Consider the following 22,334-nt stretch of genomic DNA (forward strand, 5'->3'; position numbering starts at 1 on the left):
TTTTAGATCAATATCGTCAGAGCGGGTGCTCACAAACCATCAGCCGGTATTCCGAAGACCGGCAGCAATACCATTGATCGTGAGCAGTACCTCACGCAGCAGCTCAGCGTCATCCCCCTCAGCCTCACGCAGGGCGCGAAGCTCGGCGAGGAGCTGAACCTGGAGGTAGCTGAGCGGATCAACATACGGATTACGCAGGCGGATGGATTCCTGAATGACCGGAACATTATCCAGAATGTCCTGCTGGCCGGTAATCTGGAGAATCAGCTCGGAGGTCAGCTTGAACTCAGCCTCAATCTGGCCGAAGATTCGCGCACGTGCTTCCTCGTTCTTGCCCATTCCGGCGTATTCCTTGGCGATAACAAGATCCGCCTTCGCAATAGCCATCTGCAGCGTATCGATCAGGGTCGTGAAGAATGAGAAGTTCGCATACATATGCTGCATGATCTTCATATTCTCTTCCTTGCCCTCATAGAAGCTCTGCAGACCGGTTCCGGCGGCATACCATGCTGGAAGCAGATAACGGCTCTGCGTCCAAGCGAATACCCAAGGAATCGCACGCAGGTCCTCGAAGCGCTCGCTATTCTTCCGCTTCGAAGGGCGTGAGCCGATATTCAGCTCGCCTACCTCCGGCAGCGGGGTTGATTCTTTGAAATACGTCAGGAAATCCGGATCACGGAAGATCAGATCCTGATACTTGTTCAGCGAGACTTCAGAGATACGGGCAATAATCTCATCCCACTTGGCCTCGTACAGATCCGCTTGCGGCGATCTGGCATGAATAGCGGCCGTAATCAGAGCGGATGTCGCCTGCTCCAGACTGCGGTAAGCAATGCCTTTCATCGAATACCGGGAGGAGATAACCTCGCCCTGCTCGGTAATCTTAATCCCGCCGCCGATGGTGGAAGCCGGCTGGGCCAGAATGCTCCGGTTGAGCGGCATACCGCCGCGCCCGAGGGCGCCGCCCCGTCCATGGAAGAATTTCAGCTTAATGCCGAACTCATCGGCAGTCGCTGTGATCTGCTTCAGGGCCACACGCAGCTCCCAGTTCGCGGTAACGACGCCGCCGTCTTTATTACTGTCGGAATATCCCAGCATAATCTCCTGCAGATCATTCATCGCACGGACCGCATCGCGGTAGATCGGCATGTTGAGCAGTGTACGCATAATCTGCGGCGCATCATGCAGGTCGTCAATCGTTTCGAACAGCGGCACAGCCTGCAGAGTACAGACTACCGTACCGTCGTTGTCTTTGCGGAACAAGCCGACTTCCTTGGAGAAGACCATAACCTCCAGAATATCGCTTGCCGCCTCCGCCATACTGATCAGATAGCTTGTGATACACTGCTTGCCGTATTCCTCCTGCGCCTCATAGATCGCACGGTATACCGCCAGGCATTCCTCTGTCCCTTCACTATACGACTGGTAAGGGGAAGTCAGCGGACGCGGATCATTCAGCAGCTTCTCCAGCAGCACAATCTTCTCTTGCTCCGACAGCTTGGAGTAATCCGGTGTAACATTCATCTTGGCCAGAACCTCTGTCATTGCATTCTCATGCTCCTGGCTGTGCTGGCGGACATCCAGCGTAGAGGTGTGGAAGCCGAACAGCTCCACCTGACGAATCAGCTTCTTAATGTAGGTATCTGCTACATAATCGGCGTAGTGATGCCGCAGGCTGCGGTCAATCACGTTCAGGTCGTCGATGAATTGAGCCGGGGATGCGTAGCGCTCTGGTGTTCCTTTTTTCTCATCGTCCAGCACATTCTGTGTCTTGGAGATCATATAGCTGAGCTTAATCCGGTAAGGCTCGTTATCATTACGCCAGGCATCGACCCGGTTAAGATTGATAATATTCCGATCTGCCTCAATGGATTCCAGCAGTTCCGGCGTCACATTCACAATGCTTGTACTAAAGCTCAGGTACTGCATCAGCTCGCGCATAATACGCTGGTATTCACGAATAGCCAGCTTACGCTGCAAACGGAGGGTCTGCAAGGTAACGGATGCCTTCACGGAAGGGTTGCCGTCGCGGTCTCCCCCGATCCATGAACCGAAACGCAGATAGGTCGGCACATGCCAGTTCTGGCCCGGATAATATTTGCTCAGACAGCGCTCAAGCTCCTGATATACATCCGGCAGCACTTCAAAAATCGTCTCATGGAAGTAATACATCCCGTTACGCACTTCATCCAGCACCGTTGGCTTGCGGTCACGCAGTTCATCGGTCTGCCACAAGGTAATAACCTCATTCAGCAGCTTCTCCCGGAGCTGTTCCCGTTCGCGGAACGTTAGCGTCGGATTATCCAAGCCCATGACGTCGTCGGAGATCCGTTTGTGGATATCGAGAATCGCACGGCGCATAGCTTCAGTAGGGTGAGCGGTCATAACCAGCTCGAGTGACATGCCGCTCATAATCTCAAGAACCTCTTCGTGGGAGAAATCCCGTTCGCGAAGCTCCTGAACCGCGCTCTCAATCGACCCCGGCTGTACAGTCTCCCCGGCAGAACGTTCGTAGTCGCGTTTACGGCGAATCCGGTGGTTCTGCTCGGCGATATTCACCAGCTGGAAATAAATCGCAAAGGCACGGATCACCTGATGGCGATTCTCCGGGTCCAGTGAGCTAATCAGCTCTTTAAATTCGTTGTGCAGTTCAGGCAAAAACAATGAGCGCAGCGATTTGCTGGTCTCCCGGATTTTCTCCACAATATCCAGCAGTTCGTTGCCGCCTTGGTGTACCAAGACTTCGCCCAGTATGTTCCCCAGGAACCGTACGTCCCGCCGCAGCAGATTGTTGGAGTTGCTTTTGCTAACGGTAGTCGTAAGTTCGGTCATGCTGCTCCCCCCATCCTCTTCCGGATCAATGCTCTTAACATTGTCTATTTGAAAAGCTTCCTCATATCATACAATAAAACCGCCCGGAAATCTTCAACTTTATTGCGCGGTAAAGCAGTGCAGTGATTTCGATTATACACCAAACCGGCCATTTATGCAGTCCCAAAAAATTATGTATTTCTTCCTGGTATATTCTCTCTTTGATATGTACTTTATGCAGTGTTCATGTGAAGTTATATGACGTAAAACGACAAAAAAAGCCAGCTCCGCAGAGCCGGCCGTTCATCGCAGGTTAACTTTTATTTCATTGTGTGGCCTGAGCGGTTGTTGAATGCCAATTCGAATAATCCGGTAGCCGATAACCCGGCCAATCCGCCTGCCCATAGACGCAAGGTCAACTCCAGCTCTGTAAAAGGATACGCCGCCGCTCCAACCAGCAGCCCGATGCCCAGTCCGATAAAGGGGATGCTGTTACGCGGCAAATGGGTATTATTTTTGATCAGCTGCACTAGGGCAAGAATAAAGACTGACAGGATGGAGGCAAAAGCCAATACATTATCCAGCAGTTCGCTGTTCATCATGAGATTGCTCCTTTCTGCGGGATGGTGGTGATATCAACGGTGTTGGCAGCCGGATGGTAGGCAATCTGAGCGCCCAGTGCCTCCGCAATTTTACGTGCAGGAACATAGGTCACCCCATTCTCCAGCCACCCGTCGGCAATCTTCCTGCCATTCACCTGTACTGCAACTTTCATCTGAGTCCTCATCGCTTGTTCCTCCTTGGGCTTGATGCGTTCAACCACCGCCTCCACGGCCGCAGCCGTAGGCTTTTTCCCCGTTCGCAGATCTGCCAGACTTAATCCGAAGCTCATCTGCAGATGCGGGTAATCCTTGAAGCTGTTCCAGTCGCCGCCCCATTCGAACCCGATGGCCTTAGCGTGCTGCACCACCTCCAGCCAATCCCGAATCCCATTCTGGTTCTCATCCCTGTTCATATCCCAAGAGACACTTGAACCATCCGGAAGCAGCAGCGCAAAATCCGCCGCCAATCCATAATTGTGATAGCTGTACCCGCCGCGCGCATTCGTCACGATTGCTCCCGGCCGAGTTCGCCCCAGGGCATAGAGCGCATCCTGTTCGTCAATCGTCCGCAGACCTTGCGTGATCAGAATGGGAACTCCAACAGCATAACTACGTTCAATCAGTGCAGTCGCTGCGGCAAGGACGGCGGGATGAAGTCCTTTTAACCGGGCAGCAGATTTATTCAGGAGTTGAGTTAGCGTCATCATGCGATCCCTCCCCTTTCCTGATTTCAGAGAGGACCACGAACAGATCCTGGCGTCTGGTGTACATCAAGAGGGTTAGAATGACTAGCCCTAGGGTCGTTCCCGTCTGGGCAATAGCCCAGGCATTCGATTGCAGCGAGCTTCGTATAGCGTCCGGGACGGGAGCGGAGCTGAATCTGATCCAGAAGGCCACCGCCATTTTAACCGTATACGCCCCGAGGAAAAAGAACGCCGCCAGCATAAACAGACTGACCACGCGCACCCGGAATCTTCGGCGGAAATACAAAAAAAGCGCAGCCATCAGCAGCAGCGCACAGATAAAGGATATAGAATAGGCCAGTAACAACACAATATCAATGCTGCTCATCTTCTGCCCCCCGATCATAGATTAGGAACTCGGCGAACCCGTTGTTCCTGATTTCATCCTGAATGTCCTGAGAGACATTCTTGTACCTGCGGATAGAGAGCGATACCTTATGTCCTGCCAGCGCCAGCCTCCGCTCTCTGTCCCGGTGCAGGGGCGATAGACGCTTGATCCATGCACTCAGCACGTTATCCCCCCCTGTCTTCTTCATTAGTACTGGTACTACCCGTATGGCTGCCTGCGGAATGGTCTATCTTCAAGCGCTGTAAGACTTCAAGCGTGGGTGCCATGAAGTCTGACCGCTCTTTGTCGAGGATATTCTGCAGCCGGTCCCGGTCCTCCTCAGCACGCTCCAGCAGTTCACGCGGCACCAGATTCCCCTTCACAATTGACCGCAAAAGCACAAGCATAATCATGAGCAGAATCAGAGCGATGATATAAGCCAGTCCATACTTATCCGCAAGCGGCAGCAGCTTCTCCAGATTCGCTACATCGTTGCTGTCCATTGCTTCACTCCCTTCTGTGTGGTTATTAAAGTAGTTGTATAAGTAGTTATAAAAGACGCACTTAAGATTTAAACTTGAAGCTTCATCGTCATATATAGCCCCCGGACGGGTCCGAGGGCAAAATAAAAACGCCCTCAGCGGCTCCTTTGGCAATCTACTCTTCAGTTACAAGAAACGTAAGTCCATTCTCTACCAGAATCTCCTTGACGGCAGGCTTCAGCGTAGAGGGAACCTCGCTATACTTCGTCTTCCCCAGCGTGACGCGTTGTGCAAAAAACAATGCCATTGCTCTCACCACCTTTCTATTATAGAGGTAATGCGCAGGTTAGACCCGTTGAACGATTACGTGTAGATTTGCGTGGCCATCTCCGCAATGAGATCCTCAATGAAATCCGCCCGTTCGCTGAGCGCGTTATTCTGCGCCTTTAGCCACAGATTCTCTTGCTGCAACTGCTCCAGCTCTGTCAGTACCGGCGGCTTGTTGGCCTCAGCCTCCTGGTACGCTTCCCACGCTGCCTGCAATTCAGCCTCTGTCGGCTGTGGCGCGTCCAGATTCCAGACGGCGATATGCGGGCCGCGTTCTACGAGATCATAATCCTCGCCTTCGGTCAGCAGATTGTAGTCAATGCCATGGCGGTAGTGGACGCCTTCTACGGGTTGTTCGCCGATTTCTGGCAGCTTGATCTCGTAGCGTACCTGGCCTTTAGTTTCGGCTCCTGGCCGCAGGACGGGTTCTGGGCCGTTGTCTTGGACGATGAAGTCATGTAATGAGACTGCAGTTGGATATAGATGCATGATTGATAGAGCTATATTCATATCTTGACCCTCCTTCTTAAGATACTCTCGCTACCCTGAACCAATTGTACAAATTACTGCCTGTTGTGGACAAGCCGCTTGAATGACTCTGGTGGAGATAAATACTAACAGGTTGACCAGCCGTTAAATCTGTTGTCACATGTCCTGAAGTCACCGAAACCGACGAACCTGAATTAGTATTACGACCTATACACTGATCTTCGGCGCCGTTTTTAAACATGTGCAAACTAATGACAACCCCGTCAGGCACTCCTTGAAGTGAGCACAAGATGTCGAACGTATACATCCCTGTGCGACTAGGCGTGAACGTCCCTGTAGCTGGATTCCATTCATTTAAATAGTCAAAGTATTTTCCGTTATACACTAGCTTGGTCATTGTGTTAGAAACCATATTCTGTGCAGCAGTTGAACCACCCGCAGCCCCGGTACGTGACTGAGTATTGTTATCTCCCCATGGGTTGAGTACACCCATTCCTGGAACAAGCATACCTCCATCCTGTGCCACCATATTACCAGCCGGAACTGTGCCTGAATACCCAAAGTAGGAGGCGAAACCGGACAGATATGCAGCACCATTATTCACGCCTGTATTGTTCGATGCATAAGCAACACATTCTGCCAGAATCACTACAGCATTGCCGCGATTCGATACGTTACAACGATCAACGAAAACATCTGAGGCACTTACATATAATCCGGCTTGTGCGCTTTGTGTAGTGACTACACAAGATTCAAACACAACGCGCCTGGAGGCAGAAACTTTAAAAGCTCCCACCGCTGTCGTAGACGTTGCTGTAAATCCCTTAATTACAAAGACCCCATGACTGTTGTTGACCTCTATAGAGGTCACGCTCACATTTCCCGAAGCGGTAAGAGCAAACAAGTCTGATGTAACAAAACCTGTGATAACAACCGCTTCAGCATAACTCCCTGCCGCCACATTGATATTTACGGTATGATTAGCCATTTTTGGAATCGCATTAACTGCTCTGCCTATCGTTTTGAACGCCCCACCCGCCGTATTCCCCAGCCCCGTATTCCCATCATTCCCATCCGTCCGGACATAGTAGGTAATATCAGCCGTAGTCTGATTCGGAACGTTTGGCGATTTCACGCCACCCGGGATCATCCATACCTTAGAAGCACCATCAACTTGAGCTACGGCGTATGCATCCGTTTCATTTACGATGGCAAAATCTCCACCGTTATATGAATACAAGGAATATCTTTTCCCGGTCGATGGGGTTGTGTTCTTGATTTGCAATGCAGCGTTAAATGTAACCCCCTCAATAGAAAGAGCTGGGGATGTGTTAATACCAGCCGTAGAAATGATTTTTTGGTTATTCGTGAACGTGTTATTACTATTCAGTTGGGGTCGGTTATCTAGTTGGGACTGTACATTACCAGTCACCCCATCCAAATATCCAAACTCGGCATTCGACACAACCCCCGTCCCAATCTTCGAAGCATCAATCCCCGCCGACGCATTAACATCCGCATTCACAATCACTCCAGGAGCAATTGCCGTCACGCCATCCGAAGAACTCGTTACATCCCCAGTATGGTTAGGATGCACATAATTATTAGCACCCTGCGCCACACTGTCCAGCTTCGACTTGTCCGCTCCGGCCATCAGCCCCGCAGCAGTCGTGGTCGCAACCGCAGTAGACGCCTTGGCGTTCCATGCGGTGCGCTCCGCGGCTGTGATGTGCTTGACCGCATCCGCGGCGTGATCCTGTGCGGCCTTGACGGCGGTGTCCAGAATATCCATATTGCCGTTCAGGTCGGTGATATCTACAATGTCTGTACCATCGGGCTTTTTCAGCCCCAGATTACCCGTTGTTTTCATCGCTCACACTCCTATTCATATACTCTTAGTTCATTCCAGGTCTTGCCGTGCGCACCGTTCCAGGAGAGGGACTTCAAGGAGTCCCACCAGGTGTAGCTGTACACGAAGCTGTAATCCAGATGGGCCGGCTTAATCTCTTCCATGATCTGAATCAGACCTGCCATATTGGCCGGGATGCCCAGCGTGCCGACGAAGCGCACCTCGAAGCTGTACGCTTCGGGCACCTCGACTACCTCCACATCCCCGCCGGAAAAAGCAGACGCCGTCCGCCGGATCATCTCCGGCGTAGTTGTTCCACTGCCCCGCAGCTTGGCCTTGATCATCTCCCGGCGGGTGGCGTAGGACTTGTTCGGATCTGAGGCCAGTCCCAGCATCCGCTCCCAGCGGGACAGCCCCCAGGTAGCCGACTCCAGCGTCTTCTGATCGTCACTGTCGGCCATGGCATAAGCCACTTCACCGCAAGCTGCACCGGCGCTGGCCTGCACAGCCTCCATCTCAGGCACGCCCTGATAATACTCGGGCAGGTATTTCATTAGATCGGGAGCGGTAATCTCCGGCCCTTCCCCTGTCACATCATCTGCCGAATATGCCACAACGCCATATATACTGTCTCCATAAGCCACAGCTACACCCCCTTCAGCTGGTTCCAGGTCAGCGGACCCTTGGGCATATAATCATGGGTATGTGCAGCTGCCGGATAGACAGTAGGCTTGCCGTCCACCCCTGACCACGGAACCGTATCCGCAGCCTGGGCATAATCGACTTTACCGTTGTTATTCGTGTCGTAGATGCTTTTCAGCATATCGCCTGTGCTTTGGCCTGCCGCCAGCAGCATATTGCTGCTGCCGCTGCCGATGAACAGCTTGCCGCTATCCGTGCAGTAGCCCAGCTCGCCTGCGGCTAGCGTACCCAGCGCACTCTCCAGGCCGCGGCGGATTTGAATCAATGTCTTCCGTGCCATGGTCACCGCCTCCTAGAATGTTCCGCCATCGATAGTGCTTACCGTGAGCTGGTTGCCATTGGCCGAATCGTAGACGATACTTGAGCCGTCAATGTTGACCTCAATCCCCGTCGAGTTTACCAGAATACCCTTACCCGGCTTGGCCGCAACACTGGTTGAGCCGACAATGATCCCGTTGCCTGCCCCGACGGTCAGCGTGACACTGTCCGCCTGCCCGCCGCCGGTAAGACCATTCCCAGCCGTGATCGTCTGCAGCGCGCCGCCCGTCCGCACCCAGGCGCTCCCGTTCCAGCTGTAGATCTTCTGCTCATCGTCCACATAGGCCGTCCAGCCGACAGCCGGAACATAATAAGCCCAGGCACCTGCGGCATATTCCGCAATCTGACTGGTTTTACCTGCCCAGACGCCGGTTGCGCCGGAAGGAATGATATACCGGTCAGCTTCCGCAGGACTGGATGGTGGAGCCGTCAAGTTCTGATCCTTCACCGAAGCCTGCGGCTCAATATTATGCTTGGCCAGCTCGATTTCGTTTTTGATTTTTTGCGCGGACCACAGGTCTGTAATCGTCGACCCGCCATCGTTGATAACCCTGTGCTTCGCGGCATCGTTAAGATGCGTTGCAATTTCTGCGGCAGTCTTCGAATTCGTGCCGTCCGACACTTTATTGGGATGCCCTGCTGTAAGATCCGCCTTGAGCACCTTGGCATATGTGGAGCCGTCAGCGATATCGTCCACCGTTCCGCTCACATCTGTTAATTTCTGCGCATTGACCCGGCGCCAGGCGGCCCCGTCATCGAAATACAAATACCCGTTGTTACTCCCGCTGCTCACATAGTATAGACGCCCCGCCGAGGCTGCCGCAGGACGCGAAGCTTCGGGACCGGACAAGGCCCGGCCCACCATGGAGTTGGAGCTACCGTCTCCGATATAGACCTCCTTCGTATCTGTACAAAAGCCCATTTCGCCCGCCTTCAGCATCCCGTAAGTGGACAGCTCGGCCCGGGTACCACGTTTGACCTGAATGGTCTGTGCCATATTACACCTCTCTTCTAAAAGATCCGCCGTCAATCAGACCGGCCTGTTTATACCGCTCCAGTTCACGCTGCGTAGCCGTAAGCCCGCCCTGTAACTGGTTCACATCATCCGCTTCCACAGTGTCTCCCGGTGTCTCGTAAGTCACATAGACTTCGGGCACATCCGCATAGATGTTAATGAGCCGCCGCCAAGGAGCCTCGTCCGGGAAAGAGACCGAGTAATTCCGTACCTCTGTCCCGCTGAAGCGGGAGCCTGTGTACACGGCAAGCGTCTGATTGTTAATATTGTCGTGGGCCAGCAATCCGCTGAATGCACCACCTGTAAGCCGAAGCTTCTCCTCTACAACATGACTGCCGCCATTTGCCTTTTTGTTCAGCTTATCCTGAAAGACATCGATTTGCTCCGGATATCCCATACCTACACCTCCAGTACGACATTGCCGAACAGCGGCACTTCTGTCTCCAGCAGAGGGATATTTGCCGTCCCGCCGTTCAGCTTCAGCCCGCTATAGTCCACTACGCCCTCCGTATTCAGCAGCAATGCGCCAATGACCGATTGACTGATATAGGTAGCAGCAAAAGCCTTCTCCTTACGATACTTCTCCAGGAGCGCGGTAAAAGCTTGAATAACCGGCTGCAGCGCATAGCCGGCAGCGAGCGTAACCTTAGCTGAGACATCAACCACCTTGCCTGTGGCTGATGCCACCGTTACCACCGCTCCCACCGGAGCCTGGCCCTCGCCAAGACCCGGCGCAGGATCAATGAACTGCTGCACCTGGGAGACCAGCAGCGGGGAGGCGGGCTGATGCTCCGCGTTCACAATGACCACCTTGACCGTCTTTGGTCCGGCCCATAGCGGGAAGACCCGCGCTCCCCCTACGCCCTGAATCTGCTGCGCCCACTCCATATAATGATATTTATTGCCGCTCGTTGCAGGCCGCCGGGCCGAATCGAAGTACCGCTGCCGCAGCGCTTCATCCGGCTCCGCATCCGTCCCCGGAACCAGCAGGCCCGTAATCTCCCCCCGGGCCAGTCCCGGGATATAATCAATCGGCAGCAGCGCGCCTGAATACTGATTCCCCTCAGCCCCGGCAGCTTCGCTCTCCAGGCGGTACGTCCCGGGAGCCAGCTTCTCCGCCGCACTATAATGAAGCAGTCCCAGGGAGAAACGGCTGCCCAGCGGAATGTCCAGAGGCTGTTCGCCGCTGGTATAGAACCTCGCGCCCAGCTGCGCTTTGCCTGCCGGATGACGCTTCAGTCCCGTCCAGGCAATGGTTCGTTCCAGATATTCGCCGTCTGCCGTATCCGGGAAGAACAGATTATTGCTGACCTCAAGCTCCAGATACATCTGGGCCATTTCAGCCGCCGCCGGCGCAAGCGCATCATAGATAATACTTCCCTCGCGCTTATCCAGCCCCTCTGGCACACGATCCAGCATGCGTTCCAGCAGGGCCTCGTACGTCTGATCCTCATACATTGCCAATCCCTTCCTTTCTCAGCTCCACATCACCATATATCGTGACAGCGGTACAGCTGAAGCTAACCATATCTCCGTCAAAAAAAATCTCTACATCCTCAAGCGCCTGAATCCGCTCATCCTGAAGCAGCGCATCGCTGATCAGGCGGCGCAGCTCCGGCCGGGCCAGCAGCCTGTCCTGACCCAGCACCAGCTTCCACTCCGTTCCGTAGTCCGTGCTATAGATCAGATGCTCATAACGGCTGGTCTGCAGCACCTTAATTGCTGCCTGCTTCACCGCTTCAAGCCCGTCTACCTGCCCGCCGATCCGCCCGCGATCCCAGTCCATCCGGTACGTCAAGCTCGGAGCATTCCCCGGAGCGGTCACATTCCCTTCCAGCGCTCCCGTCACCGGACCGGATCTGCCTATCGCCGGAATCATAGGTCCACCAGCCGATCGAGGACAATATAGCTCTGTCCGCCTTGCATCCGCACGAGCAGCACGCGGTCTCCCGCTTCAAGTCCACGGCGCAGCAGGATCTCCCGGCCTTCGATCACAGCCTTGCTCTCCATCACGGATTCAACCACCACCAGTGCGGCTCCTGTCAGCAGCAGCCGCTGCTCCACCTGAATCTGCAGCGGCTGTGCCAGAACCACTGTCCCATAAGACAAAGCCACCGGATTCGTATTCGATACGGCCCCGAGGCTTGCCTGTTTAATAATATCGAGCATGTTGTCTACACCACCTTAATGTCTAGGGACATCGTATGCTCCCCTCCGGAAATTTTATGGCTGCATTGATCCACCAGGAACAGCTGCGTCTGGAATTCATCCAGCAGCACATAGATGAAGTTCCCCGCCCTCACCCGTATATCGCCAATAGCCTGCACAGAGAGACTGACCTTTTCACGGTTATGCTGCTTAAGCAGATTGCCTGCCTTTTCCTGAATCTGCGCAGCATTCGCATTATCGTCCGCCTTCTGGTAGAGATGCAGGATACCCCAGCGCTTTACATTTTCTTTATCTGTGACCGGATAGAACTCGCGTTTGCCGGTCTTTTCGTTGTCCTGGTAGAGCAGAATCGTATTGTACGTATTATCGTCGATGCTTCTTTTCAGCGAATAATCATACAGGTAATGGCCTGCCCCCAGAATCACCTTCAGCAGCATGGACTGCGGACTGCGCAGCGTCAGCTTGCCAAAATCATCATAGAACGCCATCAGATGGCCCTTATACTGCAGCTCACTGCCGACCGCACCCATAATAATATCGAGCAGCTTTTTGCTGTCTTCGATCAGCGAGGGGATCTTGTACTCCGCCGGTTCCAGTAATCCAAGCCGCAAGCCGCGGTCTTTGGCAATGGTGCTGATCACCTCAGCCGCAGTAACGTCCTGAAGCACATAACTGCCATTGCCCAGCAGATAGCGGATCTGATCGTACGCCGTCAGCTTGATCTCCTGATTCGCCCCCGTGTCGATGCTGAAAACGAAGCCGTAGAATACATCGACTCCGTCTCTGCGGAACTGCACAATATCCCCGTTGCTGATCGCGAACTTTTTATGCTGATACATACCGCTGTCCACCAGCGTAAGCTCAAGCGTCGCAGGCTTGCCGGTCCGGGTGGTTTTCCACGTGATATCCGTAACGATTCCGGCAATATTCCAGATGGCGCCTTCCTTATTAATTATGATTAATTCCATCGCCACGGCCTCCTAAGACAGCTTGATCACTCGGCCAATTTTGAGCTTCTTCAGTTCACTGTCCGTGATATTGTTCAGCTTTTGCAGCGTTTTGGATTTACTGCCGTCACCGAGCAGCTTTTGGGCCACCGACCAGAGCGTATCCCCGGCTTTGAGTGTATAGGTAGCAGGTGCTGCCTTTTCGCTTGCCCGCTTCTGCTGCTTCTTCACTTCACCGGTGCTGCCCACCTTCACAGCCAGAGCCTGATAGAACACATACTTTTTGAGTCCAAGTGTATAATCGATATCCCCCGAGGACCCCGCACTCAGCTTCCAGGAGAAGTTCTCAATACTGACCGCCATATTAATGCCAATATCCCCGGTAAAAGCCTGCTGCGCCTGTGCCCTGGCCTGCTTCAGCCAGTCTGGGGTCTGCGTATTCTGCACGTTCGCCGATTTCAGCCCTGAGAAAACAAACCGGACCGGCCTGCGGCTGAGCATCCATTTGCGGATTAGCTCTACATACTCATAGGGCTTCAGCAGCTTACCGGCATTCTCGCCGGAGTACACCACGAACGGATAATACTGTGCCGGAAACATACTCTCAATCGTAATCTCCGTCAGCTTCGGATAAGCAATCGCATTGATTTCACCGAAATCCACTATGGTATAGCTTTTGCCATCGCTGTTCTCCTTGATCTCCAGCGTCTCAGGGTTCACCGGAAGCCGGATTACCTCTTCATAGTTGTTGAAGCTAAGATAGAATCCATACTCCTCCATGTTACGTGTACACCCCCTGCGCCGTAGAGACGAACTCCTCTTTCAGCTTTTGCCCGATCTTCGTAATGATGGAGTCAATATCGCCGGAATTATTAATATTCCCAGTTGTTACCTGCACCGTTGGCGTCAGCTCGACAAAATTCTGAATCGACTGAATCTCCGCCAGCTCCCGCAGCATATCCAGATCATCACTGGAGATATCGACCTTATCCCTGATTTTGCCTACCTCGCCCACCTTGTTGACGTTGTTCAGGCTGCCAGTTTGATTGGCTATAACTCCAGTGGAACCTCCCGGGATATTCTTAGGAGACTTAGGGGTAGTAAGCTCAGTGGCTTTATCCACCATTTGTTGTCCCTTATCCATGAATTTGTTCATGCCATTTATTCCTGTTTGCTTACCCTTATCAAAAGCTGCACTGGTATCCTTATAATCTATCTGCTTGGATAATTCCAAGACAACTTTGTCTGCAGGTTTATATGCCTCAAGCCCTTGGCGGTATTTAGCAATAATATCACTGGCACCATGAGGAGTCTCGGGTTCCTCTACATCTATTTTGACCTTGCTGATCCCTAATGTGTCGAAGAATGGAATGTTGCTCAGCATATCAACCAGCGAGTTGAATTTGTCGAGCACCCACTGAATAGCCTTAGCCATTACCTTCATAAATCCTCCAGCAAATCCTTCTGCGCCTACAGCAATACTATACATAACATCCAGCGCACCAGCGGCAAGACCATAAAAGAATCCCTGCACTTTATTGACCGCCGAATTAAATATATAAACTAATACATCGCCAGCCAAAGTGAAAAAATTCTGGATACCAATGGCTATATTCTGCACAACTGCAGCCAGATAGTAGAACGATCCCACGATAAATCCAACCACCTCACCCGCCGAGACGCCAAGATGCTGCAGAATCATCAATAAGACTGCGATCACGGCAATGACGATTAAGATAGGCCAGTTTGCCACCAGCCAGGCGGCAGCCAGCATATAGACCTGAACAATCATGGCTGCCAGGAAAACAACAGCTATCGCTTCCAGGATCGGCTTAATAAATGACCAGTTATCCTGAACTACTTGAGCCAGCCATAACAATCCATTAACCACCATTGAGATCACATTCGCTATGAAAAGAAACCCGTTAGCCATCGCATCAATAAGCGGCGCTAGCTGCCCTGAAGTTAATGCTGTGTTAATCGTATCCATTACCGGCCGCAGAGCACCTAGAGCCTTAGCACCAATCTGTCCGAGCGCATTGTCAATATTCTCGTTCATCACGTTCCATTTCTCAATATCTCCCGGCTGTGCAGCTTCCTTCACAGCCTTCTCCCCAAAGGATTTAATCGCGTTAAAAGGCGTAACCACATCAGCCGTTTTGAGGAACTTCATGATCTTTGAATCCTGTTTGGGTGCTGGCGGTGTAGGCGGCACCGGTGGCGCTGGTGGTACTGGAGGAGGCAAAGGGTCTTTCCTCAAGTTGATTTTCGGTTTCGGAAGAACCTCAGGTTTCACCACTGGCGGTTTAACATCCTCTTTTTTCACCTCAGATTTCTTCTCTTCCTCTTCCTTTTTTTCTTTTTCCTTGAGGCCCTCCCACCACTTCACCTCTTTGGGCTCGGGCTTTTTTTTCTCAGGCTCCTCTACAGCAGGCGCGGCGGTAAGCATTCGGACCCCCAACTGCTGGGATTGCGCAGCCCTTTGGCTTTGCTGCATCACCACTGTTCTGGACACATCCACTTTTACAGGCAGCCGTTTGAAGCCTTCCAGCAGCGTGTCATTAATCTGTTGCAAGGATTGAATGATCCGATCCTCTGAACGGATGATTTGTTCACTGGAACGTTTCACCGCCGCCTGAAAACCTTTTACCGACCGGTTAACCATGTCGAGATTATTATTCATCCGCAGGCTTTGTTTGTGGACGGCTTTCCAGATCGTAACCGACCTGCGCGAGATAATGACTGCTTTGGAGCTATCGATTTCCATTCATTCACCCCCTTCATCTCTTCTTCCCCTTGCTCCGAGCGCGCTCCCGCTTCTCCTTGTCCACACGTACAGAGATCATGGCATAGATCGCCGCGCGTTCGCGGACGGAGAGCTTCATCAGCTCATGCGGGAGAATATGCAGCTCATGGAGGGCGTAGTAGGCCAGATTCGCCTCACCATCGCCCTCGTTGATTAGTTTTTTACTTCATCCACCAGCTCGTTCATATCTGTGGCGAAGCCGTTCAGGGCCTGTACCCGCTCTCCAAGCGCAGCGAATTCTCCGGGCAGCAGCATTTTGCGCAGCAGCGATTCGGCACCCATCACCCCGTAGGAGCGTTGAAGCTCCGTATTCTTCAGATCCGGATGCACAATGCTTGCCGTCATCAGCTTCGCCATATATTCATTGGGATCGATGTCCGTAGTGTAGGTGCCGTTCTTTCCCTTGACCTTGCGGGTGGCTGCCTTACGGCATTCCTGGTTCTCTTCCTCATTCATACTGCGCAGCTTCCAGACGGCAGGGTTACCTTCCTTGTCCTTGAACCGCAGCGAGACCGCAAATTCCTCTGTTGTATCACAAGCCGCATTTTGCGCAAAAAACAAACTTAATTCACTCATGTCGTTCCTCCCGGATTCTTATTGTGTTAGGGCAGCGAAGAGGCCCGCCGCAGAATACCGCCGCACAGCGGCTATGACTTCTTTAGTGATCGTCCAGATACTTTGCGGGAGCCCCCCAACTTATTCAGTCATTTACTCTTTTACAACCTGCGGATAGCCCGCTTATGCCTTATTGGCCGGCATTTGCCGGAGCCGCGAAGGGCTGCACCAATTCCACATCCTCGAAGGTAAAAGCAACCTCTTCCTCCAGCGCATCCGACTCCGTATCCAGAGAAGCCATAATGACACTGTCCAGGTTGACATCCTTCAGCATGATGCGCTGAGCGCCCACGGTTGAGGACGGATCTTCATTGGTCACGATAATGCTGAAATATTGGTCAATCCCGGTCTTCATGTACTCCAGCATCATCTGGCGGAAACGGCTCGTCATATAAAAAATTGTCATCGTACCGCTGCCCGACCAGCCGGTCGCCTTATGCTGCACCCCGCGGCGTCCAAGCGTCTTCACTTCCGCCTTCTGCTTCTCTACAGTGGCTTCCAGGGTTTTAACATAGAACATTTCTTCCGTCTGTCCGTTAATCGTGGCATACGCCCGGCCCTCCTGGCCGGACAGCGTATCGCTGGCTCTCAAGAATGTCATCTTAGACCACCTTCACTTTCATATATACTTTTTCTACGGAATCTACCGGCTTCACAGCTACCTCCAGCACTACGCTGTCACTGTCTGCTCCAGGAGTCACTACAATATCGCTCTGTGCATTGAAGTTCTCAATCGCACCAAGGTTCTGCAGATCATTCATATAAGTGACGCACTGCGACCAGAACAGCGCGCGCCCGTCCTCATTATTCGGCAATTTGCCAATGAAGTAGCTCTCAAAAATCCGCTTCAAATCTCCAGCGATCCCATCCAGCACGCGCAGCACGCGGTTCTTGGAGAAGGCCTTGCCTTTGTCCGTGGAGAAGGAGGTGAACGTGTTGATATCCTGCTCTACTACAGCCCGGCCTCCGCTATAGGTGAAGAGCAGTTCTCCGTCTGTGAGCGCTTCTACAGTCTCGGAATGGCTGAAACGCACATCCGCATCTACAGCATCGTCATAGGCCTGATAAGTCAGAGATTCGTTCACAGCAGCAGCGGCAGTTGCCCCCGCAACCCAAGCTACGGCATGAGCTTTATCCACTACCGTTCCATCACTCAAAATGACGCCGTTCGCCACACTGATGATGCCCTCATGGTCAGCCGTAGCGTAATCGGACAAGACCGCCTGCACCTTCTTGCCTTCCGTATTACGCAGACGCTTCACATAGGCGCTATACAGCGACTTCAGCGTGTTATCCTGCGATACCAGACCTACCGTCTGGAAATCCTGAACCTCCAGTGCCGACAAGAACGCACTATGCTCCGCATTCGTAACCGTACCATTCGCCCCGCCTGCCAGCGGCAGTCCAGCGGTCACCGTCAGCGCACCGGCTTCATTCGGCTTAAATTCTACATAATCGTTCGCAGCCAGACCGGAAGCAGCGCTTACCGTCTGCTTGTCCACTTCTGTCTCGTCCAGCAGCGTCCGGACATCGAACTGAGTAGTGTCATCGATATTCTTCTCGATCACTACCTTAAGCGCATTCCCGCGTTCTCCGCCATACCGCGCAGTCGCCTGAATTCCGTTATTGGTCACAGCAGCCTTCACACCCTGATTCAGACGGTAGAGCAACAGTGTGCCTGCCCGCTTCAGCACCTCTCTTACCGGCAGCAGCTCTGCTGCCGTGAGATCATAACCCAGCTTTTGCTGGAAATCATCCTGTGCCGTAAGCTTTAGAATGACTCCCGCAGGCCCCCAAGGCAGTGCAAGTGCCAAGGCAGCCGTACCGCGTTCCCCCATTTTACCTGCCACAATGCCGTTCGAGGCCACATTTACGTATACCCCCGGACGCACCTTGTTTTGTGTTGTCCATGTTCCTCCAGCCATTAGATAACCTCCTTATTTAGATAACGCTCCATTAAGTGCTTAGCCTCTTCCAAGGTGTAGCTCCCGTCCTCTTGCAGAACTACCTCCAGTACATCCTTTTCCTTAGGCCCAAAAAGGGCTGAGCCCCTGATCTGCTTTTTCCCAAAAGCATCCGGTTTCCCGCTTCCGCGTTCCTGCTCAATTGCCGCCATTTCCTTAGAACTCATTTTAGCCGCGCCCCTTCTGTGAAGTGTCCCATCAGCTCTGCCTCTTCCTCCGGCTGCTTCTGCTTCTGGAGATAGAGCATATAGTCCACGGTGAACAGCGCTCCCCGTTCCTCTGCTCCGGCTACCCAGGACTGGCGCACCACCCGATAAGCGGGATTAACACTTTCTCTTGCGTCCAGCGCCTCACAGAGCCCGTCAGCCATAGCCTCTGCGTCCAGCAGACTTCCTTGCTCATAGCGGATACCGAAGCGGTAGATCGCCATGTATCTTCCTTCACGCTGCCTGTCGTAGGTTGCCGAGAGCAGCTCCAGCCTGAAGTAGGCTGACTGCGGCTTCTCCCCTTCCACATAGACAGGAATATCCGGGAAAAACTGCCCCAGCGCAGCAGTGATATTCCCCCGTAGATGTTGTACCGTCATGATTTCATTCCTCTCATGATTAGATGTGGTAATCCCTCCTGCCTTTCTTGAAGTCACCTGCGGATTCGATTCAGGAAGAATAGGACCCGTCTTGTATCCGGCAATGACCGAAGGAGCTTTCACCGCGCTTGTCTGCCGGCCTGTCTTAGGCTTCGATGAGGTGGAACATTCATGCTCCTGCGGTGTCCTTCTGCTTCATTTGCCATGTTATAATCATAGACCCCCTGAGACCTTGCGCAGGCGCTATTACAGAGGAATTAGCGATAACTTCCGGTGGTACTAGGGATGGTAAAAGGCGGTCCCCTCATCTGAAACAAAAAGCCGCATCACCCAAAGAGGGCAATACGGCCATGTCGATTACATATGGTAGCTGCATGTTGTCAAAAGGATTTCTGCTCCTTAGGCAGGTTCCCACCAGCGGGGGTCTTCGTGAGCGTAGCCAGAGACAACAGCTGCAGATCAGCGAGCGCCAGCGCCATCTTATAGAACGCCTTCGACCTTATTTTCACATAAGTATCCTTGCTCACCGGAGGATCGAACACATGATTATAGATAGTGTAGTCGTAGCTCTCCTCTCTGCGCATATATCTCTCCCGCACCAGTTGCTGTTCCCTCTGGGTAAGCCGCTCTACAACCGAATCAATCACAGCACAGTACGCCCGTCTTGCAGCAGGCACATCTACATTATGCGTAGCAATCGCTGCTGTCTGATCAGTAACCGTATGGGTTGCGCCATGGAACCGTTCCGTATAGGAGTACGTAATCCCGGCCTCTTTAGCCTCAAACGTTACAGATTTGAAAATCCGGTACTTCTCCAGCATATTCTCTATAGTGACCTGAGTTCGGCGGCGGTCAAGCTCGGGCAGCGAAGATAGAATCATCATTTATACCACTCCTTAGATGTTATACAGATTTAAGAACTTTGTTGCGGACCTTTCCGGCCAAATGTGTTAAAATTCTACTTGTTCGTATACTGTTCGCCTTTTTTCATAATATACCACTTATCTACCAATTCAGTAAAACCTCATTTTAGCCCGTTTTGCAGCACAAACAAGCTAAATGCATGCCCGTTCTTACCTTTTGGCAATAATAGACTCTTTATTGTTTACCTATTGGCATAAATAGCTTATAGTAAGTACAACAGCTTTTTAGGTGATTAGGGATAAGGAGTGGTTATCGATGGCAGAGGAATTCGGATACTATCTGAGACAGCTTCGGGAAGGAAAGGGATTGACCATTAATCAGCTGGCAGCGCTTGCCGGTATCAGTGGAGCCCAAATCTCACGAATCGAGAATGGATTACGGGGTGTCCCCAAGCCGGCTACCCTGCGTAAGATTGCTGAAGCGACCGATGTGTCGTACGAGGAGCTGATGGGCCATGCCGGTTATTTAACCGAGACGGAGAGCAGTACAGAGGGCGCTGTGCCTGCCTGGGCTACCAGCAAGGATAAGCGTGACTTCCGCCAAATGCTCGAGGATGATGGTGAGCTGATGTTTGACGGAATTCCCCTGAACAAGGAGGATAAGCAGCGGATCAAGGACGTATTAACCGGCCTGTTCTGGGAGGCGAAGCAGATGAACAAGCGGACCAAGCCCAAGCACGATCCAGGCAAGGAGTAAGTACCAGGCAATCTAACTACTATTAACATGCTGCGGGTGAAGAATATGGATGAGCTAATCAAGCGTTTGGTCAAAAAATACAATACCAGCAGCCCCTTCGAGCTGGCTGAAGCACTGGGGATTCACATCCGGTTCATGCATCTGGGTGACGGCACCAAGGGCCTCTACTATCGGAAGTTAAGAAGAAGGTTCATCGTCATTCATAACCAGCTGCCGCTGGAGTGGCAACGATTCGTATGCGCCCATGAACTCGCGCATGACCGTCTGCACAAAGGGGTCAACCGTTTTTTTCTGGAGGAGAATTCCTATTTCTCGCCAGGCAAGCTGGAGCGGCAGGCTAACCTGTTCGCGGTTAAGCTGCTATCGGTCGGCACTGCCATTGAGCAGGATGAGTCCCTACAGAGCTATTATGCAAGGATTGGCATCCCGGCTGAGGTTGTCTTTTTTTTAGACGATTAAAGGAACATACGTTCCTTTAATGACGCAACAAAAAACTCTTACCGCAGTAAGAGTTCATTGACCAGCCATAAGCTGTTCGATCGGGATGACACGATTTGAACATGCGACCCCCTGGTCCCAAACCAGGTGCTCTACCAAGCTGAGCTACATCCCGAAACTATGAGATTATTATGGAGCGGGTGATGGGAATCGAACCCACGCTATCAGCTTGGAAGGCTGAAGTTCTACCATTGAACTACACCCGCATAGGTGAAATGAAATATCGGGATGACACGATTTGAACATGCGACCCCCTGGTCCCAAACCAGGTGCTCTACCAAGCTGAGCTACATCCCGTTAATGAAGTAATAATGGCGCGCCCTGAGAGATACGGATGCTGCGCATCCGATTGCGAAGTAATCCTATCGAAGCCTATGCTCCAACGAACTCGTTCGAATCTAGAGGACACTTTGAATATTCAAGAAGTAATAATGGCGCGCCCTGAGAGATTCGAACTCCCGACCTTTTGATTCGTAGTCAAACGCTCTATCCAGCTGAGCTAAGGGCGCAAAAAATTTGGAGCGGACGACGGGAATCGAACCCGCGACCCTCGCCTTGGCAAGGCGATGCTCTACCGCTGAGCCACGTCCGCAAATAAGTGGTGCGCGTGAAGGGACTTGAACCCCCACGTCTTACGACGCCAGATCCTAAGTCTGGTGCGTCTGCCATTCCGCCACACGCGCATGAATCAATAAAAGTGAGCCATGAAGGACTCGAACCTTCGACACCCTGATTAAAAGTCAGGTGCTCTACCAACTGAGCTAATGGCTCATATTTGGCAGGGGATATAGGATTCGAACCTATGATGACGGAGTCAGAGTCCGTTGCCTTACCACTTGGCGAATCCCCTACAATAGATACCTATATAATGCCCACAATCTCCCTCAAATATCAAGAACATTATGGTGGAGGCTGAGGGGTTCGAACCCCCGACCCTCTGCTTGTAAGGCAGATGCTCTCCCAGCTGAGCTAAGCCTCCATATGTATGGTGACTAATAAGGGTACTAGTTAAAAATGGTGACCCGTATGGGATACTCTTCACTCCATTACGAGATTGCGAAGTATTCCTTACGAAGCCTATCCTTCAACGAACCCAGGGAATTCTCATCCCATAAAAAATGGTGACCCGTATGGGATTCGAACCCATGTTACCTCCGTGAAAGGGAGGTGTCTTAACCCCTTGACCAACGGGCCTTAAAAAATTTGTGGAGCTCTCAACCGGATTCGAACCGGTGACCTCTTCCTTACCATGGAAGCACTCTACCTGCTGAGCTATGAGAGCATGGCTCCCCGAACAGGACTCGAACCTGTGACAACTCGATTAACAGTCGAGTGCTCTACCAACTGAGCTATCAGGGAATATTGTCCGCTTGGCAACGTCCTACTCTCCCAGGACCCTTCGGTCCAAGTACCATCGGCGCTGGAGGGCTTAACGGTCGTGTTCGGGATGGGTACGTGTGGAA

27 protein-coding genes, 12 tRNA genes and 1 rRNA gene are annotated in these 22,334 nt (G+C 52.4%); 2 read left to right on the forward strand and 38 right to left on the reverse strand.

Going from position 1 to position 22,334, the window contains the following annotated elements; all coding sequences use genetic code 11:
* Positions 1–39: 39 nt before the first annotated feature.
* The 25 genes from ppc to J2Z70_RS32070 form a co-directional block, all read right to left on the reverse strand.
* Positions 40–2,832 carry a phosphoenolpyruvate carboxylase gene (gene ppc, locus J2Z70_RS31955; RefSeq protein WP_209879643.1) on the reverse strand — a complete coding sequence of 931 codons (2,793 nt, stop codon included), beginning with the start codon at positions 2,830–2,832 and terminating at the stop codon, positions 40–42.
* Between the two features lie 299 nt (positions 2,833–3,131).
* Entirely contained in the window at positions 3,132–3,410 is a 279-nt protein-coding gene (locus tag J2Z70_RS31960) for a holin (protein WP_209879696.1), read from the reverse strand.
* Positions 3,410–4,120: a M15 family metallopeptidase gene (locus J2Z70_RS31965; protein WP_209879646.1), complete on the reverse strand. Its 711-nt coding sequence runs from the start codon at positions 4,118–4,120 to the stop codon at positions 3,410–3,412. The genes J2Z70_RS31960 and J2Z70_RS31965 overlap by 1 nt, the downstream gene beginning before the upstream one ends.
* The gene (locus J2Z70_RS31970; RefSeq protein WP_209879649.1) at positions 4,092–4,484 is read right to left on the reverse strand and encodes a hypothetical protein; all 393 of its coding nucleotides are present in this window, start codon (positions 4,482–4,484) and stop codon (positions 4,092–4,094) included. Before J2Z70_RS31970 ends, J2Z70_RS31965 begins: the two co-directional genes overlap by 29 nt.
* Positions 4,471–4,668, reverse strand: coding sequence for a hypothetical protein (locus tag J2Z70_RS31975; RefSeq protein ID WP_036696237.1), 198 nt, complete (start codon positions 4,666–4,668; stop codon positions 4,471–4,473). Before J2Z70_RS31975 ends, J2Z70_RS31970 begins: the two co-directional genes overlap by 14 nt.
* Before the next feature lies 1 nt (position 4,669).
* Positions 4,670–4,987, reverse strand: a complete 318-nt coding sequence (locus J2Z70_RS31980; RefSeq protein ID WP_036724518.1) for a hypothetical protein — start codon at positions 4,985–4,987, stop codon at positions 4,670–4,672.
* A 154-nt stretch (positions 4,988–5,141) separates the two neighbouring features.
* The gene (locus J2Z70_RS33790; protein ID WP_268748809.1) at positions 5,142–5,273 is read right to left on the reverse strand and encodes a hypothetical protein; all 132 of its coding nucleotides are present in this window, start codon (positions 5,271–5,273) and stop codon (positions 5,142–5,144) included.
* 56 nt (positions 5,274–5,329) lie between these two features.
* A complete protein-coding gene (locus tag J2Z70_RS31985) occupies positions 5,330–5,803 on the reverse strand; it encodes an XkdW family protein (protein ID WP_209879652.1) in 474 nt (157 codons plus the stop codon).
* Between the two features lie 16 nt (positions 5,804–5,819).
* The gene (locus J2Z70_RS31990; protein WP_209879655.1) at positions 5,820–7,652 is read right to left on the reverse strand and encodes a C1q-like domain-containing protein; all 1,833 of its coding nucleotides are present in this window, start codon (positions 7,650–7,652) and stop codon (positions 5,820–5,822) included.
* A gap of 11 nt (positions 7,653–7,663) precedes the next feature.
* The gene (locus tag J2Z70_RS31995; protein WP_209879658.1) at positions 7,664–8,275 is read right to left on the reverse strand and encodes a YmfQ family protein; all 612 of its coding nucleotides are present in this window, start codon (positions 8,273–8,275) and stop codon (positions 7,664–7,666) included.
* Between the two features lie 2 nt (positions 8,276–8,277).
* Positions 8,278–8,613 (reverse strand): hyaluronate lyase N-terminal domain-containing protein, encoded by a 336-nt coding sequence (locus J2Z70_RS32000; protein ID WP_209879661.1) that lies wholly within the window; start codon positions 8,611–8,613, stop codon positions 8,278–8,280.
* A 12-nt stretch (positions 8,614–8,625) separates the two neighbouring features.
* Positions 8,626–9,648: a DUF2793 domain-containing protein gene (locus tag J2Z70_RS32005; protein ID WP_209879664.1), complete on the reverse strand. Its 1,023-nt coding sequence runs from the start codon at positions 9,646–9,648 to the stop codon at positions 8,626–8,628.
* Between the two features lies 1 nt (position 9,649).
* Positions 9,650–10,063: a phosphoglucomutase gene (locus J2Z70_RS32010; protein WP_209879667.1), complete on the reverse strand. Its 414-nt coding sequence runs from the start codon at positions 10,061–10,063 to the stop codon at positions 9,650–9,652.
* 2 nt (positions 10,064–10,065) lie between these two features.
* A complete protein-coding gene (locus J2Z70_RS32015) occupies positions 10,066–11,124 on the reverse strand; it encodes a baseplate J/gp47 family protein (protein WP_209879670.1) in 1,059 nt (352 codons plus the stop codon).
* The gene (locus tag J2Z70_RS32020; RefSeq protein WP_209879673.1) at positions 11,117–11,545 is read right to left on the reverse strand and encodes a DUF2634 domain-containing protein; all 429 of its coding nucleotides are present in this window, start codon (positions 11,543–11,545) and stop codon (positions 11,117–11,119) included. Before J2Z70_RS32020 ends, J2Z70_RS32015 begins: the two co-directional genes overlap by 8 nt.
* On the reverse strand, positions 11,542–11,835 hold the full coding sequence (locus J2Z70_RS32025; protein ID WP_209879675.1) for a DUF2577 domain-containing protein: 294 nt from the start codon (positions 11,833–11,835) through the stop codon (positions 11,542–11,544). Before J2Z70_RS32025 ends, J2Z70_RS32020 begins: the two co-directional genes overlap by 4 nt.
* 5 nt (positions 11,836–11,840) lie before the next feature.
* Complete coding sequence (locus J2Z70_RS32030) at positions 11,841–12,803, reverse strand: XkdQ/YqbQ family protein (RefSeq protein ID WP_209879678.1); 963 nt, start codon at positions 12,801–12,803, stop codon at positions 11,841–11,843.
* 12 nt (positions 12,804–12,815) lie between these two features.
* Positions 12,816–13,562, reverse strand: coding sequence for a LysM peptidoglycan-binding domain-containing protein (locus tag J2Z70_RS32035; RefSeq protein ID WP_209879681.1), 747 nt, complete (start codon positions 13,560–13,562; stop codon positions 12,816–12,818).
* 1 nt (position 13,563) lies between these two features.
* Complete coding sequence (locus J2Z70_RS32040; RefSeq protein WP_209879684.1) at positions 13,564–15,549, reverse strand: hypothetical protein; 1,986 nt, start codon at positions 15,547–15,549, stop codon at positions 13,564–13,566.
* 192 nt (positions 15,550–15,741) lie between these two features.
* Positions 15,742–16,164, reverse strand: coding sequence for a phage tail assembly chaperone (locus J2Z70_RS32045; RefSeq protein ID WP_036724538.1), 423 nt, complete (start codon positions 16,162–16,164; stop codon positions 15,742–15,744).
* Between the two features lie 169 nt (positions 16,165–16,333).
* The gene (locus J2Z70_RS32050) at positions 16,334–16,804 is read right to left on the reverse strand and encodes a phage tail tube protein (protein WP_036724540.1); all 471 of its coding nucleotides are present in this window, start codon (positions 16,802–16,804) and stop codon (positions 16,334–16,336) included.
* A 1-nt stretch (position 16,805) separates the two neighbouring features.
* Positions 16,806–18,128, reverse strand: a complete 1,323-nt coding sequence (locus J2Z70_RS32055; protein WP_209879687.1) for a phage tail sheath family protein — start codon at positions 18,126–18,128, stop codon at positions 16,806–16,808.
* Positions 18,128–18,334, reverse strand: a complete 207-nt coding sequence (locus tag J2Z70_RS32060; protein ID WP_209879690.1) for a hypothetical protein — start codon at positions 18,332–18,334, stop codon at positions 18,128–18,130. Before J2Z70_RS32060 ends, J2Z70_RS32055 begins: the two co-directional genes overlap by 1 nt.
* Positions 18,331–18,753, reverse strand: coding sequence for a phage tail terminator family protein (locus tag J2Z70_RS32065; protein WP_209879693.1), 423 nt, complete (start codon positions 18,751–18,753; stop codon positions 18,331–18,333). Before J2Z70_RS32065 ends, J2Z70_RS32060 begins: the two co-directional genes overlap by 4 nt.
* A 380-nt stretch (positions 18,754–19,133) precedes the next feature.
* Positions 19,134–19,634, reverse strand: coding sequence for an ArpU family phage packaging/lysis transcriptional regulator (locus J2Z70_RS32070; protein ID WP_051477960.1), 501 nt, complete (start codon positions 19,632–19,634; stop codon positions 19,134–19,136).
* Between the two features lie 298 nt (positions 19,635–19,932).
* Between J2Z70_RS32070 and J2Z70_RS32075 the strand changes: the two genes are divergently transcribed.
* Together J2Z70_RS32075 and J2Z70_RS32080 are read left to right on the forward strand one after the other, a co-directional pair.
* The gene (locus J2Z70_RS32075) at positions 19,933–20,373 is read left to right on the forward strand and encodes a helix-turn-helix domain-containing protein (RefSeq protein ID WP_036724549.1); all 441 of its coding nucleotides are present in this window, start codon (positions 19,933–19,935) and stop codon (positions 20,371–20,373) included.
* A gap of 45 nt (positions 20,374–20,418) precedes the next feature.
* Positions 20,419–20,832 carry an ImmA/IrrE family metallo-endopeptidase gene (locus tag J2Z70_RS32080; RefSeq protein WP_036696270.1) on the forward strand — a complete coding sequence of 138 codons (414 nt, stop codon included), beginning with the start codon at positions 20,419–20,421 and terminating at the stop codon, positions 20,830–20,832.
* 80 nt (positions 20,833–20,912) lie between these two features.
* Here the strand turns inward: J2Z70_RS32080 and J2Z70_RS32085 are convergent.
* The 13 genes from J2Z70_RS32085 to rrf all read right to left on the reverse strand — a co-directional run.
* Positions 20,913–20,986, reverse strand: a tRNA-Pro gene (locus J2Z70_RS32085).
* Between the two features lie 17 nt (positions 20,987–21,003).
* Positions 21,004–21,077: transfer RNA gene (locus J2Z70_RS32090), tRNA-Gly, on the reverse strand.
* A gap of 17 nt (positions 21,078–21,094) precedes the next feature.
* Positions 21,095–21,168 (reverse strand) — tRNA-Pro (locus J2Z70_RS32095).
* Positions 21,169–21,303: 135 nt separating this feature from the next.
* Positions 21,304–21,380 (reverse strand) — tRNA-Arg (locus J2Z70_RS32100).
* A gap of 8 nt (positions 21,381–21,388) precedes the next feature.
* Positions 21,389–21,463 (reverse strand) — tRNA-Gly (locus J2Z70_RS32105).
* Positions 21,464–21,470: 7 nt separating this feature from the next.
* Positions 21,471–21,554: transfer RNA gene (locus tag J2Z70_RS32110), tRNA-Leu, on the reverse strand.
* Between the two features lie 15 nt (positions 21,555–21,569).
* A tRNA-Lys gene (locus J2Z70_RS32115) sits at positions 21,570–21,642 on the reverse strand.
* Positions 21,643–21,647: 5 nt separating this feature from the next.
* Positions 21,648–21,721 (reverse strand) — tRNA-Gln (locus J2Z70_RS32120).
* Between the two features lie 53 nt (positions 21,722–21,774).
* Positions 21,775–21,850, reverse strand: a tRNA-Val gene (locus tag J2Z70_RS32125).
* A gap of 140 nt (positions 21,851–21,990) precedes the next feature.
* Positions 21,991–22,065: transfer RNA gene (locus tag J2Z70_RS32130), tRNA-Glu, on the reverse strand.
* A gap of 12 nt (positions 22,066–22,077) precedes the next feature.
* Positions 22,078–22,153: transfer RNA gene (locus J2Z70_RS32135), tRNA-Thr, on the reverse strand.
* A 1-nt stretch (position 22,154) separates the two neighbouring features.
* Positions 22,155–22,230 (reverse strand) — tRNA-Asn (locus J2Z70_RS32140).
* A 9-nt stretch (positions 22,231–22,239) separates the two neighbouring features.
* A 5S ribosomal RNA gene (rrf, locus tag J2Z70_RS32145) occupies positions 22,240–22,334 on the reverse strand; the annotation flags it as partial.

It is taken from the genome of Paenibacillus silagei, from assembly GCF_017874735.1.
GTDB classification, from domain to species: Bacteria; Bacillota; Bacilli; order Paenibacillales; family Paenibacillaceae; genus Paenibacillus_AQ; species Paenibacillus_AQ silagei.

What these genes read in the sequence shown, in the direction of transcription:
- J2Z70_RS31985 (WP_209879652.1), bottom strand. Translation starts at nt 5,803, where the DNA reads ATGAATATAGCTCTATCAATCATGCATCTATATCCAACTGCAGTCTCA.
- J2Z70_RS33790 (WP_268748809.1), bottom strand. Translation starts at nt 5,273, where the DNA reads ATGGCATTGTTTTTTGCACAACGCGTCACGCTGGGGAAGACGAAGTAT.
- J2Z70_RS31990 (WP_209879655.1), bottom strand. Translation starts at nt 7,652, where the DNA reads ATGAAAACAACGGGTAATCTGGGGCTGAAAAAGCCCGATGGTACAGAC.
- J2Z70_RS31980 (WP_036724518.1), bottom strand. Translation starts at nt 4,987, where the DNA reads ATGGACAGCAACGATGTAGCGAATCTGGAGAAGCTGCTGCCGCTTGCG.
- J2Z70_RS32065 (WP_209879693.1), bottom strand. Translation starts at nt 18,753, where the DNA reads ATGACGGTACAACATCTACGGGGGAATATCACTGCTGCGCTGGGGCAG.
- J2Z70_RS32075 (WP_036724549.1), top strand. Translation starts at nt 19,933, where the DNA reads ATGGCAGAGGAATTCGGATACTATCTGAGACAGCTTCGGGAAGGAAAG.
- J2Z70_RS32050 (WP_036724540.1), bottom strand. Translation starts at nt 16,804, where the DNA reads ATGACATTCTTGAGAGCCAGCGATACGCTGTCCGGCCAGGAGGGCCGG.
- J2Z70_RS32030 (WP_209879678.1), bottom strand. Translation starts at nt 12,803, where the DNA reads ATGGAATTAATCATAATTAATAAGGAAGGCGCCATCTGGAATATTGCC.
- J2Z70_RS32035 (WP_209879681.1), bottom strand. Translation starts at nt 13,562, where the DNA reads ATGGAGGAGTATGGATTCTATCTTAGCTTCAACAACTATGAAGAGGTA.
- J2Z70_RS32055 (WP_209879687.1), bottom strand. Translation starts at nt 18,128, where the DNA reads ATGGCTGGAGGAACATGGACAACACAAAACAAGGTGCGTCCGGGGGTA.
- J2Z70_RS32070 (WP_051477960.1), bottom strand. Translation starts at nt 19,634, where the DNA reads ATGATTCTATCTTCGCTGCCCGAGCTTGACCGCCGCCGAACTCAGGTC.
- J2Z70_RS32040 (WP_209879684.1), bottom strand. Translation starts at nt 15,549, where the DNA reads ATGGAAATCGATAGCTCCAAAGCAGTCATTATCTCGCGCAGGTCGGTT.
- J2Z70_RS32080 (WP_036696270.1), top strand. Translation starts at nt 20,419, where the DNA reads ATGGATGAGCTAATCAAGCGTTTGGTCAAAAAATACAATACCAGCAGC.
- J2Z70_RS32005 (WP_209879664.1), bottom strand. Translation starts at nt 9,648, where the DNA reads ATGGCACAGACCATTCAGGTCAAACGTGGTACCCGGGCCGAGCTGTCC.
- ppc (WP_209879643.1), bottom strand. Translation starts at nt 2,832, where the DNA reads ATGACCGAACTTACGACTACCGTTAGCAAAAGCAACTCCAACAATCTG.
- J2Z70_RS32010 (WP_209879667.1), bottom strand. Translation starts at nt 10,063, where the DNA reads ATGGGATATCCGGAGCAAATCGATGTCTTTCAGGATAAGCTGAACAAA.
- J2Z70_RS32020 (WP_209879673.1), bottom strand. Translation starts at nt 11,545, where the DNA reads ATGATTCCGGCGATAGGCAGATCCGGTCCGGTGACGGGAGCGCTGGAA.
- J2Z70_RS32025 (WP_209879675.1), bottom strand. Translation starts at nt 11,835, where the DNA reads ATGCTCGATATTATTAAACAGGCAAGCCTCGGGGCCGTATCGAATACG.
- J2Z70_RS32060 (WP_209879690.1), bottom strand. Translation starts at nt 18,334, where the DNA reads ATGAGTTCTAAGGAAATGGCGGCAATTGAGCAGGAACGCGGAAGCGGG.
- J2Z70_RS32015 (WP_209879670.1), bottom strand. Translation starts at nt 11,124, where the DNA reads ATGTATGAGGATCAGACGTACGAGGCCCTGCTGGAACGCATGCTGGAT.
- J2Z70_RS31965 (WP_209879646.1), bottom strand. Translation starts at nt 4,120, where the DNA reads ATGATGACGCTAACTCAACTCCTGAATAAATCTGCTGCCCGGTTAAAA.
- J2Z70_RS32000 (WP_209879661.1), bottom strand. Translation starts at nt 8,613, where the DNA reads ATGGCACGGAAGACATTGATTCAAATCCGCCGCGGCCTGGAGAGTGCG.
- J2Z70_RS31970 (WP_209879649.1), bottom strand. Translation starts at nt 4,484, where the DNA reads ATGAGCAGCATTGATATTGTGTTGTTACTGGCCTATTCTATATCCTTT.
- J2Z70_RS31960 (WP_209879696.1), bottom strand. Translation starts at nt 3,410, where the DNA reads ATGAACAGCGAACTGCTGGATAATGTATTGGCTTTTGCCTCCATCCTG.
- J2Z70_RS32045 (WP_036724538.1), bottom strand. Translation starts at nt 16,164, where the DNA reads ATGAGTGAATTAAGTTTGTTTTTTGCGCAAAATGCGGCTTGTGATACA.